Raw genomic sequence first — 17,951 nt, forward strand, 5'->3', positions numbered from 1 at the left:
CCGAGCAGGGGGTGGCTCGGGGCGGCGAGGCCGGCGCTGGACACGTCGCCGACGCGCCAGGCCGCCGCGTCGGGCCAGAACCGTTCCCGCTGGAACGCGTACGTCGGCAGCTCCACCCGGCGGGCACCGGAGCCGGCGAACACCGCCTCCCAGTCCACCCGTACGCCCGCGGCGTGTAGCCCGGCCAGCGCGGTGAGCAACTGGCGGCGGCCGTCCTCGTCGCGGCGCAGCGAGCCGACGACCACGCCGCCCGACCGGGCGGCGTCGGCCCGGTCGAGGGCGTCCTGGACCACGACCTTCAGCACCGGATGCGGACTGATCTCCACGAAGGCCCGGTACCCGCCGTCGATCAGTGCGTCGAGCACGGGCGCGAGCCGCACCGGCTCCCGCAGGTTGCGGTACCAGTAGTCGGCGTCGAGCGCGGTGGTGTCCAGCAGGTCGCCGGTGACCGTGGAGTAGAAGGCCACCCCGGTGGGGCCGGCGTCGATCGTGCCGAGGGCGGCGGCCAGATCGTCGCGGACGGCGTCGACGTGCGCGCCGTGCGACGCGTAGTCCACCGCGATCTGCCGGGCCCGGATGTCCCGCTCGGCGCAGACGGCGAGCAGCTCGGTCACCGACGCGGCGTCGCCCGACACGACGGTGACGCTGGCGCCGTTGAGCGCGGCGACGGAGAGGGTGCCCGCCCACGGCGCGATCAACCGCTCGGTGTCCTCGGCCGACAGCGGCACGGACACCATTCCGCCCAGACCCGAGATGGCGAGCAGGCCCCGGCTGCGCGCGACGACGAGCCGCATCGCGTCGGGCAGGGTCAGGGCACCGGCGGCGCAGGCCGCGGCGATCTCGCCCTGCGAGTGGCCGATGACCGCGTCCGGCACGACGCCGCAGGACTTCCACACCTCGGCCAGGGACACCATGACCGAGAACAGCAGCGGCTGCACCACGTCGACCCGGTCCATCGGCGGCGCGTCCGGAGCCGCCCGCAGCACGCCCTCCAGCGACCAGTCGACCAGCCGGGACAGCTCCGCCCCGCACTCCCGCAGCCGGTCCCGGAAGACCGGCGACGACTCCAGCAGGTCCAGGGCCATGCCCGCCCACTGCGAGCCCTGGCCCGGGAAGACGAACACCGTCTTCGGCTTCTCGTCACCGGCCGCACCGGCGGGCTCGGCCAGGGCCAGCCCCGCCGACACGTCGTCCCGGCCGGCGGCGACCACCACCTGCCGGTACGGGTGGTGGGCACGGCCGGTGGCCAGCGACCAGCCGACGTCGACGAGGTCGAGCTCCGGCTGCCCGGCGAGCCACTCCCGGATCCGGGTCGCCTGGTCGCGCAGCGCGCGCGGGCTGCGGGCCGACACGAGCAGCGGTACGGCGTCCGGGGCGACCAGTCCGGGCACCCCGCCACTCGGCGCGGGCCGGGTCGGCGGGGCGGCGGCGACCGGCGCCTGCTCCAGGACCACGTGGGCGTTGGTGCCGGAGATGCCGAAGGACGAGACCGCGGCCCGGCGCGGCCGGTCGACGGCCGGCCACGGCGTCGCCTCCCTGGCCAGGGCGACCGCCCCGGCGCTCCAGTCGACGTGCGGGGACGGCTCGTCCACGTGCAGCGTGGGCGGCACGATGCCGTGCCGCATCGCCATGATCATCTTGATCACGCCGGCCACACCCGCCGCCGCCTGCGTGTGCCCGATGTTCGACTTGATCGAGCCCAGCAGCAACGGCCGCTGGGCGGGCCGGTCCTGCCCGTACGTGGCCAGCAACGCCTGCGCCTCGATCGGGTCGCCCAGCGTCGTGCCCGTGCCGTGCGCCTCCACCGCGTCCACGTCGGCCGTGCTGAGGCGGGCGGCGGCCAGGGCCTCCAGGATCACCCGCTGCTGCGACGGACCGTTCGGCGCCGTCAGGCCGTTCGACGCGCCGTCCTGGTTGACCGCGGTACCGCGTACCACGGCCAGGATCCGCCGGCCGTCGCGCTGCGCGTCAGAGAGCCGCTGCACCAGCAGCATGCCCACGCCCTCCGACCAGCCGGTGCCGTCCGCCGAGGCGGCGAACGACTTGCACCGGCCGTCGGCCGACAGCCCACGCTGCCGCGAGAACTCCACGAACGTCCCCGGCGTCGACATCACGGTGACACCGCCGGCCAGCGCCAGGTCGCACTCCCCCGACCGCAGCGCCTGCGCGGCCAGGTGCAGGGCGACCAGCGACGACGAGCAGGCCGTGTCGACGGTGACCGCCGGGCCCTCCAGCCCGAACGTGTACGCCACCCGCCCCGACAGCACGCTGCCGGCGGTGCCCGTACCGATGAAACCCTCGGCGTCCGGCGGGAGGTCGGCCAGCCGCGAGGCGTAGTCGTGATACATGACGCCGGCGAAGACGCCGGTACGGGAGCCGCGCGCCCTCGCCGGGTCGAGACCGGCGGACTCGAACGTCTCCCAGGACGCCTCCAGCAGCAGCCGCTGCTGCGGGTCCATGGCGAGGGCCTCGCGCGGCGAGATGCCGAAGAACCCGGGGTCGAACTCCGCCGCCCCGTACAGGAACCCACCGTGCCGCGTGTACGACGTACCGCTGCGGTCCGGGTCGGGGTCGAAGAGGCCGTCGAGGTCCCAGCCCCGGTCGGTGGGGAACTCGTCGATCCCGTCCCCGCCGGCGGCCAGCAGCGCCCACAGCTGGTCGGGGCTGTCCACGCCGCCGGGGTAGCGGCAGGCCATGCCGACGATCGCGATCGGCTCGTCGACGCCGACCACCCGCGCCGCCGGGCGGCGGGCGGTGAGCTGGCCGGAGACCTGCGCGTACAGGTGGTCGGCCAGCACGGCCGGGGTCGGGTAGTCGAACACCAGGGTCGACGCCAGCCGCAGCCCGGTGGCCGCGTTGACCCGGTTGCGCAGGTCCACCGCCGTCAGCGAGTCGAAGCCCAACTCCCGGAACGCCCGGTCCGCCGGCACCGCCTCCGCGCCGCCGTGGCCGAGCACCTGCGCCACCAGGCCCCGCACCAGCAGGTCGACCCGGGCGCGGGCCTCGTCGGGGGCCAGGCCCGCCAGCTGGTCGGCCCAGTCGCCGCCGTGACCGGCCTGCCGGCGGGCGACCGCCGTCCCGACCAGGGTGCGCAGCACCGCCGGCACCTGACCGGCCGCGCCGAGGGCGGCCCGCATCGCCGGTACGTCGATCACGGCCGGCACGGGCGCCGGCTGCTCCCCGCCCAGCGCGGCGTCGAACAGCGCCAACCCGACCTCGGCGGTCATCGGCGTCAGGCCGGCCCGCGCCGAGCGCGCCCGGTCCGCCTCCGACACCGACGCCGCCATGCCGTCGGTGTCCCACATGCCCCACGCCAGGCTGACCGCCGGCAGGCCCGCCTGCCGCCGGTACGCCGCGAGCGCGTCCAGGAACGCGTTGCCCGCCGCGTACGCCGCCTGACCCGGCGAGCCCAGCACACCGGCCGCCGACGAGAACACCACGAACAGGTCCAGGTCCAGGCCTGCCGTCGCCTCGTGCAGCAACCAGCCCGCCGACACCTTCGGCGCGAGCACGGCCGCCAGCCGCTCCGCCGTCAGCGACGAGACCACTCCGTCGTCGAGCACGCCGGCGGTGTGCACCAGCCCGGCCAGCCGGCCCGCCGAGGTCACCTCGGCGACCAGCCCGGCCACCTGCTCCCGGTCGGTCACGTCGCACGCCAGCACCCGCGCCGACGCGCCCAGCGCCGACAGCCGCTCCACCAGCGCGTCCGCGCCCGCGGCGGCCGGACCCTGCCGCGACACCAGCACCAGCGACCGCACCCCGTACCCGGTCACCAGGTGCTCCGCCACGAGCGCGCCCAACGCACCCGTGCCGCCGGTCACCAGCACCGTGCCCTCGCCCAGGACCGGCGCGGCCCCGGCCGGCGCCCGGACCAGACGCGGCACGAAGGCGCGGCTCTCCCGGACGGCCAGTTGGCCGCCCGTGGCGGCCGGATCGGCGGTGACCCGGGCCAGCAGGGCCAGGACGCCCGCGTCCAGGTCGCCGTCCAGGTCGGCCAGGACGATGCGGCCCGGGTGCTCCGACTGCGCCGACCGCAGCAGGCCCCACGCGGCGGCACCCGCGAGGTCGGTGACGTGGTCCCCGTCCCGGGCGGCCACGGCCCCCCGGGTCGCCACGACGAGCCTGGTGTCGGCGAGCGCGTCGGCCGCCAGCCAGGTCTGCACGGCGGCCAGGAGGTCGGCGGTGACCGCGCGGACGGCGTCCGGCACGGGCACCTCGGCATCGACGTCCGGCACGGACGCCTCGGGAGCGGCGGCGAACAGCGGCAGCAGCAGGGCGCGCGGCGCCTCGACCCGGCCCGCGCCGACCGCCTCGACCAGCGCGTCGACGGCCGGGAACGCCGGCAGGTCCACCTCGTACGGTTCGGCGGCCAACAGCGCCCAGCCGGGCGTCCCGTCGGCCCCGACGACGTCCTCGGGCTGCCAGGCGAGGGCGAACAGCGACCGGGCCGCCGGGCCGGCGGCGGCCACGGCCGTCATCTCCCGCAGGACGAGGGAGTCGACGGACACCACGGGCGCGCCCGACTCGTCCACCGCGACCAGCCGCGCGGAGGTGCCGGCCCGGGTGAGCCGTACCCGCAGGACGCGGGCCCCGGCGGCGTGCACCTGCACGCCCTCGAACGCGAACGGCACGCGTGGCCCGCCGGCCTCCTCGGCGAGCAGCAGCCCGACGGGGTGCAGCGCGGCATCCAGCAGCGCGGGGTGGACGCCGAACCGGGTGGCTTCGCCGGCCGCCTCGTCCGGCAGCGCGACCTCGGCGTAGACCTCGCCGTCGCCGGTCCACAGCCGGCGCAGCCCCTGGAACACCGGCCCGTAGGACAGGCCGTGCTCGGCGAGCCCGGGATACCAGCCGGCCAGGTCGGCCTCGGCGAGCCCGGCGGGCGGCCAGGCGCCGAGGGTCGGCTCGTCGGCCGACGCCGGATCCAGCACGCCCTCCGCGTGCCGGATCCAGCCGGCGTCCGGGTCGCCGTCGGACTGCGAGTGCACGGCCACGCCCCGGCCGCCCGCCTCGTCGGCGGCGCCGACGCGCACCTGCACCCGTACCCCGCCGGTCTCGGGCAGCACCAGCGGCGCCGCGATGGTCAGCTCCCGTACGCGGGAGGCGCCCACCTCGTCGCCCGCCCGGACCGCCAGCTCCACGAGGGCGGTGCCGGGCACGACGACCGTGCCGGCGACGACGTGCTCGGCGAGCCAGGGGTGCGTGGCGACCGACAGCCGGCCGGTCAGGACCACCATGTCCTCGCCGGCGACGGTGACCGCCGCGCCGAGCAGCGGGTGCCCGGCGGCGCCCAGCCCCGCGCCGGTGACGTCGCCCGCGCGGGCGCGGCCGATGCCGAGCCAGTAGTGCTCGTGCTGGAACGCGTACGTCGGCAGGTCGACGCGGCGCGGGTCCGTCCCGGCGTACCACTGGGTCCAGGTGACGGGGACGCCGTTGACGTGCAGCTCGGCCAGGGCGTGCAGCAGCGCCTGCCCGGCGTCGCGGTCGCGCCGCTGCGTGGCGACGGCCAGGGCGTCCTCGGCGAGCAGGTCGGCGTTCAGGGCGGTGAGGACGCTCTGAGGGCCGATCTCCAGGTAGGTGCCCGCGCCGGCGTCCCGGAGGGCGGCGACGCCGTCGGCGTACCGGACGGCCTCGCGGACGTGCCGGACCCAGTAGTCGGGGCGGGTCAGCTCCTGCGGGTCGGCGAGCGCCCCGGTCAGGTTCGACACGACGGGCAGCAGCGGCGCCCGGAACGTCAGCCCGTCGAGGACCGCCCGGAACCCGGCGAGCATCGGCTCCATCAGCGGGCTGTGGAAGGCGTGGCTGACGGCCAGCCGGCGCGTCCGCACGCCGCGCCCCTGCCAGGTGGCCCGCACCTCGTCGAGCGCGTCGACGGCTCCGGAGACGACGACGGCGGTCGGCCCGTTGACGGCCGCGATGCCGAGTGAGTCGGTGCGGCCGTCCAGGGACGCCAGCACCTCGGCCTCCGGCGCGGCCACGGCCAGCATCCCGCCGCCGGCCGGCAGCGCCTGCATCAGCCGGCCGCGCGCCGCGACGAGCGCGCACGCGTCGGCCAGCGTGAACACCCCGGCCACGTACGCGGCCGTGATCTCCCCGATCGAGTGGCCGCCCACAAGGTCCGGCACCACCCCGAACGACTCGACCAGGCGGAACAGCGCCACCTCGACCGCGAACAGACCGGCCTGCGTGAACACGGTCTGGTCCAGCAGCTCCGCCTCCGGCGAACCCTCGGCGGCGAACAACACCTCGCGCAGCGGCCGCGGCAGCAGCGGGTCGAGCTGCCCGCACACCTCGTCCAGCGCCGAGGCGAACACCGGAAACGCCTCGGACAACTCCCGGCCCATCCCGGCGCGCTGCGCGCCCTGACCGGAGAAGAGGACGGCGAGCCGGCCGCGCGCGGATCCCGTACCGGTGACGACCCCGGCGGCCGGGGAGCCGGCGGCGAGGGCGCGCAGCCCGGCGAGCAGCTCGTCCCGGTCGCCGGCGGCGACGACGGCGCGGTGTTCCAGGATCGCGCGGCTGACGACGGACGACCAGCCGACGTCGATCGGGCGGCGGGTCTCGTCGGCGGCGAGCCAGCGGGCCCAGCGGTCCGCCTGGGCGGCCAGCGCGGCGTCGGAGCGGGCGGAGAGCAGCACGGGCGCGGGCAGGGCAGGCTCGGGCGTCGCGCCGGCCGGGGCCGGCGGGGCGTCGGCGGGCGGCTGCTCGATGATCACGTGCGCGTTGGTGCCGCTGACCCCGAACGAGGACACGGCGGCCCGGCGGGGCCGGCCGGTCGCCGGCCAGGGCCGGGCCTCGGTAAGCAGCTCGACGGCGCCCGCCGTCCAGTCGATGTGCGGCGACGGCTCGTCGACGTGCAGGGTCGCCGGCAGGACGCCGTGCCGCATCGCCATGATCATCTTGATGATGCCGGCCGCCCCGGCTGCCGCCTGGGTGTGCCCGAGGTTCGACTTGACCGAGCCGAGCCACAGCGGCTCCCGGCCGTCCCGGTCCTGCCCGTACGTGGCCAGCAGCGCCTGCGCCTCGATCGGGTCACCGAGGGTGGTGCCGGTGCCGTGCGCCTCGACCGTGTCCACGTCGAGCGTGCTCAGGCGGGCGTTGGCCAGGGCCTGGCGGATGACCCGCTGCTGCGACGGCCCGTTCGGGGCGGTGAGCCCGTTGGACGCGCCGTCCTGGTTCACCGCCGTGCCCCGCACGACCGCCAGGATGTGCCGGCCCTCCCGCCGGGCGTCGGACAGCCGCTGCACGAGCAGCATGCCCACGCCCTCCGACCAGCCGGTGCCGTCCGCCGACGCCGCGAACGACTTGCACCGCCCGTCGGCGGCGAGCCCCCGCTGCCGGGAGAACTCGATGAACGTCCCCGGCGTGGCCATCACGGTCACGCCGCCCGCGAGGGCCAGGTCGCACTCCCCCGACCGCAGCGCCTGCGCGGCGAGGTGCAGCGCGACGAGCGACGACGAGCAGGCGGTGTCCACGGTGACCGCCGGCCCCTCCAGGCCGAACGTGTAGGCCACCCGGCCCGACACGACGCTGCCGGAGTTGCCGGTGCCGATGTAGCCCTCCAGGCCCTCGGGCAGCTCCTGCACCTGCGAGGCGTAGTCGTGGTACATCAGGCCGGCGAACACGCCCGTGCGGCTGCCGCGTACCCGCGCCGGGTCGATGCCGGCGGACTCGAACGTCTCCCAGGACGCCTCCAGCAGCAGGCGCTGCTGCGGGTCCATGGCGAGGGCCTCCCGGGGCGAGATGCCGAAGAAGCCGGGGTCGAACCGACCCGCGCCGTCCAGGAAGCCGCCGTGGCGGGCGTACGAGGTGCCGGGGTTGTCGGGGTCGGGGTGGAAGAGCCCGTCCAGGTCCCAGCCCCGGTCGGTCGGGAACTCGCCGATGCCGTCGCCACCGGCCACGAGCAGCGCCCACAACTGCTCGGGCGAGGACACCCCGCCGGGGTAGCGGCAGGCCATGCCGACGATGGCGATCGGCTCGTCGACGCCGACGGCGCGGACCGCCTCGGTGTGGGCGACGACCTGCCCGGAGAGCTGCTGGTGGATGTGCGCGGCCAGGGCGCTGGGCGTCGGGTGGTCGAAGACGAGGGTGGAGGGCAGCCGCAGGCCGGTGGCGGCGTTGACCCGGTTGCGCAGGTCGACGGCGGTCAGCGAGTCGAAGCCCAGGTCGCGGAACGCCCGGTCGGCGGGGACCGCCTCGGCGCTGCCGTGCCCGAGCACCTGGGCGACCAGGGCGCGCACCTGGGTCTCGACCTGGGCCCGGGCCTCGTCGGTGGGCAGCGCGGCGAGGCGCTGCGCCCAGCCGCCCGCGGCGGCGCCGGCCTGCCGGCGGGTCGCCGTGGCGCCGACGAGGGCCCGCAGGACCGGCGGTACGCCGGTCGCGGCGGTCGCGGCCCGCATCGCCCGCAGGTCGATCACCGCGGGGGTCAGGGTGGCGGTGTCGGCGGCGACGGCGGCGTCGAAGAGTGCCATGCCGACGGGGGCGGTGATCGGGTCGATGCCGGAGCGGGTCATCCGGGTGCGGGCGGCACCGCTCAGGGCGGCGGTCATCCCGTCCGTGTCGGTGTCCCACCTGCCCCAGGCCAGGGACACCGCCGGCAGGCCGAGGTCACGCCGGTGGGCGGCGAGGGAGTCCAGGAAGGCGTTGCCGGCCGCGTACGCGCCCTGCCCCGGCGAGCCGAGCACCCCGGCGATCGAGGAGAACAGCACGAACAGGTCGACGTCCAGTCCGGCGGTGGCCTCGTGCAGCCACCAGGCCGCGTCCACCTTCGGCGCCAGCACCGACGCCAACCGTTCGGGGGTGATCCCGGTCAGCACGGCGTCGTCGAGGACGCCGGCGGCGTGCACCACGCCGGCCAGCCGGCCGGTCGCGGTGATCTCCGCGATCAGGGCGTGCACCTGGTCCCGGTCGGTCACGTCGCAGGCCACCACCCGGGCCTCGGCACCCAGCCCCGCCAGCTCGGCCACCAGCTCCGACGCCCCACCGGCGTCGGCGCCACGGCGGCTGACCAGCACCAGGGACCGCACCGACCGGGCCGACACCAGGTGCCGGGCCAGCAGCGCGCCCAGCGCGCCCGTACCGCCGGTGACGACAACGGTGCCCTCGCCCACCGACGGCGCGGCGGCGGCCGGGGGCGCGGCGCGGACGAGCCGGGGCACGCGCACGGTGTCGGCGCGCAGGGCGACCTGGTCGCCGGCGCCGGCGAGCAGCGCGAGGTCCGGGCCGGTGAGGTCCCGGTCGACGTCGGCGAGGGCGATCCGGTCGGGGTGCTCGGACTGCGCCGACCGGAGCAGGCCCCACACGGCGGCGCCGGCCAGGTCGGTCACCCGGTCGGTGTCGACGGCGGCGACGGCGCCCCGGGTGACCACGACGAGGCGGGAGCCGGCGAGCTCGTCGGCGGCGAGCCACCGTTGCGCCACCGCCAGGGTCTCGGCGGTGGCCGACCGGACCTGGGCCGGCGGGGCGTCCCCCGCTCCGGCGGGCACCGGCAGCAGGATCAGCGCCGGCGCACCGGCGCCGGCCCGGACGGCCGCGAGCAGGTCGTCCAGGTCCGGGTGTACGGCGGCGCCGGCAAGGCCCGCGACGGCGGCGCCGAGGACCGCCCAGTCGCCGGCGGGCAGCTCGACGGGGGTGGTCGGCTCGGCGGGCCAGCTCACCTCGAACAGGGACCGGGCGGCGACGGCCGCCGCGCTCGGGTCGGCCGCGGTCTGCTCGCGCAGCACCAGGGAGTCGATCGACACCACGGGACTGTCGGTCTCGTCGACCGCGTGCAGCCGCACCGTCGAGCCGGCCCGGGCCAGCCGGACCCGGAGCAGGCTGGCGCCGACGGCGTGGACCTGGACACCCTCGAACGCGAAGACCATCATCGGGCCGGTCGTCGCGTCGGCGGGGAGCAGGCCGGTCGGGTGCAGGGCGGCGTCGAGCAGGGCCGGGTGCACCCCGAAGCCCTGCCCGGCGTCGGAAGCGTCGACGGGCAGGGCGACCTCGGCGTAGACGGCGCCGTCGTCGCCGGTCCAGGCCCGGCGCAGACCCTGGAACAGCGGCCCGTAGGACAGGCCGTGCCCGGCGAGGGCGGGGTACCAGCCGGTGAGGTCCACCTCGGTCGCCCCGGCGGGCGGCCACTGGCCGAGGCCGGCGTCGTCGGCCGGGTCGGCGGCGGCCACGACGCCCTCGGCGTGGCGTACCCAGTCGCCGTCGGGGGCGCCGTCGGGCTGGGAGTGGACGGTCACCACCCGGCCGCCGGAGGCGTCGGCGGTGTCGACCCAGACCTGGACGCGGACGCCGCCGTGGGCGGGCAGGACCAGCGGGGCGGCGATGGTCAGCTCACGGACCCGGGCGGCGCCCAGCTCCTCGCCGGCGGCCAGGGCCAGGTCGAGCAGCGCCGTGCCGGGGACCACCACCGTGCCGGCCACGACGTGGTCGGCCAGCCAGGGCTGCGCCGACGCGGACAGCCGGCCGGTCAGCACCACGGCGTCCTCGCCGGCCAGCCGCACGGCGGCGCCGAGCAGCGGGTGCCCGGCCGCGCCCAGTCCGGCGCCGGTGACGTCGGAGGTACGCCCGGCCGGGCGCAGCCAGAAGCGTTCCTGCCGGAAGGCGTACGTGGGCAGGGCGACCCGGCGGGCGCCGGTGCCGGCGAACAGCGGGGTCCAGTCGACGGGCACCCCGGCGGTGAAGAGTTCGGCGAGGCCGGTCAGCAGCGTACGCGGCTCGGGCCGGTCGCGGCGTTGCACGGCGACGACAAGCGCGCTGGCGGGGACCTGGTCGGCGTTCATGGCGGTCAGCACGCTCTGCGGGCCGACCTCCAGGAACGTGTCGACGCCCGCGCCGCGCAGGGCGGTGATCCCGTCGGCGTAGCGGACCGCCTCGCGGACGTGCCGCACCCAGTAGTCCGGGGTGCACAGCGTGTCCGCGTCGGCGAGCGCACCTGTCACGTTCGACACCACCGGCAGCAACGGCGCCGCGAACGTCAACCCGTCCAGGACCGCACGGAACTCCGCCAGCATCGGCTCCATGAGCGGGCTGTGGAACGCGTGGCTGACCCGCAGCCGACGGGTCCGTACGCCACTGTCGGACCAGGACACCTCAAGATCATCTAGCGCGGCCACGTCGCCCGACACCACCACGGCGGTGGGTCCGTTGACGGCCGCGATGCCGACCCGGTCGGCGAACCCGGAAAGGGACTCCCGCACCGCCGCCTCGTCGGCCGCGACGGCGAGCATCCCGCCACCGGACGGCAGGGCCTGCATCAACCGGCCGCGCGCCGCGACAAGGGCACACGCGTCGGCCAGCGACAGCACCCCGGCCACGTGCGCGGCCGTCACCTCACCGATCGAATGCCCACCCACGTAGTCCGGCACGACCCCGAACGACTCCACCAGGCGGAACAGCGCCACCTCGACCGCGAACAGACCGGCCTGCGTGAACACCGTCTGATCCAACAGCTCCGCCTCCGGGCTGCCCGCCTCCGCGAACAACACCTCCCGCAGCGGACGCGGCAACAGCGGATCGAGCTGCGCGCACACCTCGTCAAGGGCGGACGCGAACACCGGGAACGACCCGTACAACCCGGCACCCATGCCGGCACGCTGCGCACCCTGACCCGAGAACAGCACCGCCAGCGGACCGCGTTCGGTGGCCCGGCCGGTCACGGCGACGCGGGACGGCTCGTCGTCGGCCAGCGCCCGCAGCCCGGCGGCCAGATCCGCCCGGTCGGCGACGAGCAGCACGGCCCGGTGGTCCAGGGCGGACCTGGCGGTCACCGAGGACCACCCGAGGTCCAGCGGTTCCGGCGCCGGGCCGGCCGCCAGCCAGTCAGCCCAGCGGGCCGCCTGGCGGGGCAGTCCGTCCTCGCCCCGGGCGGAGAGCAGCACCGGCACCAGCGGCGGGGGCGGCACGGCGGCCGGCTCGTCGCCCTCGGCCTCCGGCTCCGGCTGCTCGATGATCACGTGGGCGTTGGTGCCGCTGACCCCGAAGGAGGAGACGGCGGCGCGGCGCGGCCGACCGTCGGCGGGCCACGGCTGGGCCTCGGTCAGCAGGGAGACCGCCCCGGCCGACCAGTCGACGTGCGGGGTCGGCTCGTCGACGTGCAGCGTCGGCGGCAGCACCCCGTGCCGCATCGCCATCACCATCTTGATCACACCGGCGACACCGGCGGCGGCCTGGGTGTGCCCGATGTTCGACTTGATCGAGCCGAGCCAGAGCGGCCGGTCGGCGGGCCGGTCCTGCCCGTACGTGGCGAGCAGGGCCTGCGCCTCGATCGGGTCACCGAGGGTGGTGGCGGTGCCGTGCGCCTCGACGGCGTCCACGTCGGCCGGCGTCAGGGCGGCACCGGCGAGAGCCTGGCGGATCACCCGCTGCTGCGCGGGGCCGTTGGGCGCGGTGAGGCCGTTGGACGCGCCGTCCTGGTTGACGGCCGAGCCGCGGATCACCGCGAGGACGCGGCGGCCGTCGCGCCGGGCGTCGGAGAGACGCTGCACCAGCAGCGCCCCGACGCCCTCGCCCCAGCCGGTGCCGTCGGCGGACGCGGCGAACGACCGGCACCGCCCGTCGGCGGCGAGCCCGCCCTGCCGGGAGAACTCCACGAACGCCCCGGGCGTGACCATGACGTTCACGCCGCCCGCGACGGCCAGGTCGCACTCGCCGGCACGCAGCGCCTGCACCGCGAGGTGCAGCGCCACCAGCGACGACGAGCACGCGGTGTCGACGGTGACCGCCGGGCCCTCCAGGCCGAACGTGTACGCGACCCGGCCGGAGATGACGCTGTGCGCGCCACCGGTCAGCCGGTAGCCGTCGAGGTCGCGGGTCTCGTCGCCGGTGCCGTACCCGGACGGGGACGCGCCGACGAAGACGCCGGTGCGGCTGCCGCGCAGCGCGTCGGGGGCGACGCCGGCCTGCTCGAACACCTCCCACGACGCCTCCAGCACCAGCCGCTGCTGCGGGTCCATCGCCAGGGCCTCGCGCGGGGAGATGCCGAAGAAGACCGGGTCGAAGTCGGTGGCCCCGTCGATGAAGCCGCCGGCGCGGGTCGCGGAGCGGCCGGGCGCCTCGGGGTCGGTGGCGAGCAGCCGGTCGAGGTCCCAGTACCGGTCGGTGCGGAACTCGGTGATGCCGTCGCGTCCCTCGGCGACCAGCTCCCACAGCCCGTCCGGGTCGCTGACGCCGCCCGGGTAGCGGCAGCTCATGCCGACGATCACGATCGGGTCGTCGCTGACCGGCGCGACCGGCACCGGGTCACCGGCGGCCTCGACCTCGTGCAGGCGCAGCTCGGCGGCCAGGTGCCCGGCCAGCGCGGCCGGGTTGGGGTAGTCGAAGACCAGGGTGGTGGGCAGGGTCAGGCCGGTGGCCTCGGTGATCCGGTTACGCAGGTCGACCGCGGTGATCGAGTCGAAGCCCAGGTCCTTGAAGGCGCGCCGGGCCTTCACCGAGTCGGTGTCGTGGCCGAGCACGGCGGCGGCGTGCGCCCGGACCAGGTCGGTGAGGTGCCGGTCCTGCTCGGTGCGGGACAGGGCGAGCAGTTGTCGCCGCAGCAGGCCGGCGCTGTCGGTGGCCTGTTCGTCGGCCGGCTGGCCGCGCAGCGCCTCGCGGGCCTCGGCGATGTCGTCGAGCAGCGGGCGCGGCCGGGCGGAGGCGTACGCCGGGGCGAAGTGGGTCCAGTCGACGTCGGCGACGGTCAGGCAGGCCTCGCCGTGCTCGACGGCGCGGCGCAGGGCGAGCAGGGCCGCACCGGGCTGCATCGGGTTGAGCCCGCGGCGGCTGAGCAGCCGGCGGGCCTCCTCGGTGGTGGCCATGCCGCCCTCGGCCCAGGCGCCCCAGGCGATCGAGGTGGCGGCCAGTCCCCGGGCCCGGCGCTGCGCGGCCAGCGCGTCGAGGTACGCGTTCGCGGCCCCGTACGCGCCCTGCCCGCCGCTGCCCCAGACCGCGGAGATGGAGGAGAAGAGCACGAACGCGTCCAGCGGCCGGTCGCCGAGCAGCGCGTCGAGGTGCACCGCGCCGGCGACCTTGCCGGCGATGACCTCGTCGAGGACGCCCAGGTCGGTGTCGACAAGCGGGGTGAGCTGGGTGATGCCGGCCGCGTGCACGACCGCGCTCAGCGGGGCGACGTCGTCCAGCCCGGCGACCAGGGCGGCGACCTGCTCCCGGTCGGCCATGTCGCAGGCCACCACGCTGACCCGTACGCCCTGCGCGGTCAGCTCGTCGGCCAGCTCCTGGGCGCCGGCGGCGGCCGGGCCACGCCGGCTGGTGAGCACCAGGTGTTCGGCGCCGTCGGCGGCGAGCCAGCGGGCCACCTGCGCGCCGAGCGCGCCGGTGCCGCCGGTGACGAGCACGGTGCCGCGCGGCTGCCAGCGGGTCACCGGCCCGGCCGGGCCGGCGGTGGTCCGGGCCAGCCGGCGGACGAAGGTGCCATGCGGGCGTACGGCGAACTGGTCCTCGTCGCCCGCCCCGGTGAGGACCCGCAGCAGCGCGTCGGCACCGGCCGGGTCGGCCTGGGCGGGCAGGTCGACCAGGCCGCCCCACTGCCGGGGGTGTTCCAGGCCGACCACCCGGGCCAGGCCCCAGACCGCGGCCTGGGCGGCGCTGGCGACCGGTTCGCCGGGGTCGGTGCCGATCCCGCCCCGGGTCAGGCACCACAGGGGCGCGGCGACGGCGCCGTCCTGGAGGGCCTGCACCAGCCGGGTGGTGGCGGCCACCCCGACGGGCACCGTCGGGGCGTCGGGGTGGGGTCGCTCGTCGATGCCGAGCAGCGAGACCACGCCGGTCAGCGGGGCGTCCCGGTGGCCGGCGAGCAGGTCGGTGAGCTGCTGCCGCGTCGCGTCGAGGGGGTCGACGGCCAGCCGGCGCGCCTCTCCCCCGGCGGCGGTGACGGCCGCGTCGATCAGGTCGGCCCACTCGTCGGCGAGCGGGGTGCCGGTCGGGCACACCACCAGCCAGCTGCCGGCGACCGCGGCCGGGCTGGTGGCGGCCGGCTTCCACACCACCCGGTACGACCACCCGTCGAGCACGGCGCGCTGCACCCGGGCCCGGCGCCACGAGGAGAGCACGGGCAGGGCCGGGGCGAGGACGTCGAGGTCGGCGGGGTCCAGGTGGGCGGCGAGCGCGGTGACGTCGGCGCGGTCCACCGCCGACCAGAACTCGACGTCCACCACGTCGGGGCTGACCGGACCGGAGGCGGCCGGCGGCTGCCGGTCGGCCCAGTAGCGCTCCCGCTGGAAGGCGTACGTGGGCAGGTCGGTCAACGGTTCGGCGGCGGCCAGCACCGCACGCAGGTCCACCGGCAGGCCGTACGCGTGCGCGGTGGCGAGGCTGGCCAGCAGCCGGACGGCGGCGTCGTCGCCGCGGCGCAGGGTGCCCAGCACCTGGCCGGTGACGCCGGCGTCGTCGAGGATCGCGGTCAGCGGCGGGCCCAGCACCGGATGCGGCGACACCTCCACGAACGCGGTGTGCCCGGCCGCCACGGCGACCCGGACGGCGGTGTCGAACAGCACCGGCCGGCACAGGTTCTCGACCCAGTAGTCGGCGTCCATGCCGGTGCCGTCGACCCAGTCGCCGGTGAGCGTGGAGACGATCCGGGTGTGCCCGGCCTGGGGGGTGATCCCGGCCAGCTCGGCGCGTACCCGGTCGGCGATCTCTCCCATGGCCGGGGAGTGTGAGGGGTAGTCGACGGCCAGCACCCGGGCCTTGATCCCGTCGGCCGTGCAGGCCGCCACCAGCTCGGTGAGCGCCTGCCGGGGACCGGCCACCACGACCGCGCGCGGGCCGTTGTGCACGGCGATGCTCACGCCCTCGGGCAGCCGCGCGGCGGTCTCCTCGGCGGAGCAGTCCAGCGCGGCCATCGTGCCGACACCCGCGACCGCCGTCAGCGCCCGCGCCCGCAGCGCCACGACCTTCACCGCGTCGGCCAGGCTGAGCACCCCGGCGAGGTACGCGGCGGCGATCTCGCCCTGGGAGTGACCGATGAGCACCTGCGGGGTGACCCCGGCGTGCTGCCAGAGCCGCGCCAGACCGACGGCGACGGCGAAGAGCACCGGCTGCACGATCTCCGAGCGGTCCAGCCAGGACTCGTCGGTGCCGGTCAGCACCGCGACGATGTCGACGTCGATCCATCTGGACAGTTCCGCCTGGCACTCGGCGAGCGCGGCGTCGAACACGGGGCTGGCGCCGATCAGGCCGGCGGCCATGCCCGCGGACTGGGCGCCCTGGCCGGGGAAGACCCACACCGGGCCCTCGCCCGGCTCGGCCACGACGCCGGTGACCAGACCGGCGGCGGGCAGGCCGGCGGCGAGGGCGTCCAGCCCGGCCAGCAGCTCGTCGCGGTCGGCGCCGACCACCCCGGCCCGGTGCTCGAACGCCGACCGGGTGGTGGCCAGCGACCACGCCACCCGCGCCGGCTGCACACCCTCGTGCTCCCGCACGTACCGGGCCAGCCGCCCGGCCTGCGCGGCCAGCGCCGCACCGGAGCGCGCCGACAGCGGCCACAGGGTCACCGGCGCGGTGAGCAGGCCGGTGGTGGTGCCGGGGACGACGTCCCGCTCGGCCGCGCCGTCGGGCTCGACGGGGGCGGCCTGTTCCAGGATGACGTGGGCGTTGGTGCCGGAGATGCCGAACGAGGAGACCGCGGCCCGGCGGGGCCGGTCCCGCTCCGGCCAGGGCCGCGCCCCGGTGAGCAGGGAGACGGCGCCGGAGGACCAGGCGATGTGCGGGGACGGCTCGTCAACGTGCAGGGTCGCCGGCAGTACGCCGTGCCGCATCGCCTGCACCATCTTGATCACCCCGGCGATGCCGGCGGCGGACTGGCTGTGCCCGATGTTGGACTTGATCGAGCCGAGCCAGAGCGGGTCGTCGGCGGGCCGCTCCTGGCCGTAGGTGGCCAGCAGCGCCTGCGCCTCGATCGGGTCGCCCAGGGTGGTGCCGGTGCCGTGCGCCTCGACGGCGTCCACGTCGGCGCCGGTGAGCCGGGCGTTGCTGAGCGCCTGCCGGATGACCCGCTGCTGCGCGGGCCCGTTCGGGGCGGTCAGGCCGTTGGACGCGCCGTCCTGGTTGATCGCGCTGCCCCGCACCACGGCGAGGATCTGGTGACCGTTGCGGCGGGCGTCGGAGAGCCGCTCGACGAGCAGCAGGCCGACACCCTCGGCCCAGCCGGTGCCGTCGGCGCCCGCCGCGAAGGACTTGCACCGGCCGTCGGAGGACAGGCCCCGCTGGCGGGAGAAACCGACGAAGGCGCTGGGGGTGGCCATCACGGTGACGCCGCCGGCCAGCGCCAGGTCGAACTCGCCCTGCCGCAGCGACTGGCAGGCCAGGTGCAGCGCCACCAGGGACGACGAGCAGGCGGTGTCGACGGTCACCGCCGGCCCCTCCAGCCCCAGCGCGTACGCGATGCGCCCGGAGACGACGCTGGTGGCGGTGCCGGTGAGCAGGTAGCCCTCGTCGGCGCCGTCCGCCTCACCCTGCTGCCCGACCCCGTAGCCGTTGGCGGCGGTGCCGACGAACACGCCGACCTTCTGCCCACGTACGGAGGACGGGGCGATGCCGGCGCGCTCGAACGCCTCCCACGACGTCTCCAGCAGCAGCCGCTGCTGCGGGTCCATGGCCTTGGCCTCGCGCGGGGCGATGCCGAAGAAGTCGGCGTCGAACTCGGCCGCACCGTAGAGGAAGCCGCCCTGCTGGGTGGCCGACCGGGCCGCCTGGCCGTCCTGCGAGCCGGTCAGGTCGGCCAGGTCCCAGCCCCGGTCGGCGGGGAAACCGCCGATGGCGTCCCCGCCGGCGGCGACGAGGTCCCAGAGCTGGTCGGGTGACGACACGCCGCCGGGGTACCGGCAGGACATCGCGACGATGGCGATCGGCTCGCGCGCCGCCGCCGTCAGCTGCTGGTTGAGCTGCTTGAGTCGACCCGTCTCCTTGAGCGAAGCGCGAAGAGCCTCGACGACCTTGTTCTCAGGCGTAGACATCATGTTCTCCGT

At 76.7% G+C, this 17,951-nt stretch carries 1 protein-coding gene (cut by a window edge); it reads right to left on the reverse strand.

The genetic code is table 11. The annotated features are described in order from the left end of the window. Window positions 1-17,939: the 5' portion of a type I polyketide synthase gene (locus tag ABZ809_RS15325; RefSeq protein ID WP_357563126.1), read on the reverse strand. It extends 12,718 nt beyond the left edge of the window; only the first 17,939 of its 30,657 coding nucleotides appear in the window; it begins with the start codon at window positions 17,937-17,939; its stop codon lies beyond the left edge, outside the window. Window positions 17,940-17,951: the final 12 nt, after the last annotated feature.

This window comes from Micromonospora sp. NPDC047074, from assembly GCF_040643815.1.
In the GTDB taxonomy this organism is placed as follows: domain Bacteria; phylum Actinomycetota; class Actinomycetes; order Mycobacteriales; family Micromonosporaceae; genus Micromonospora.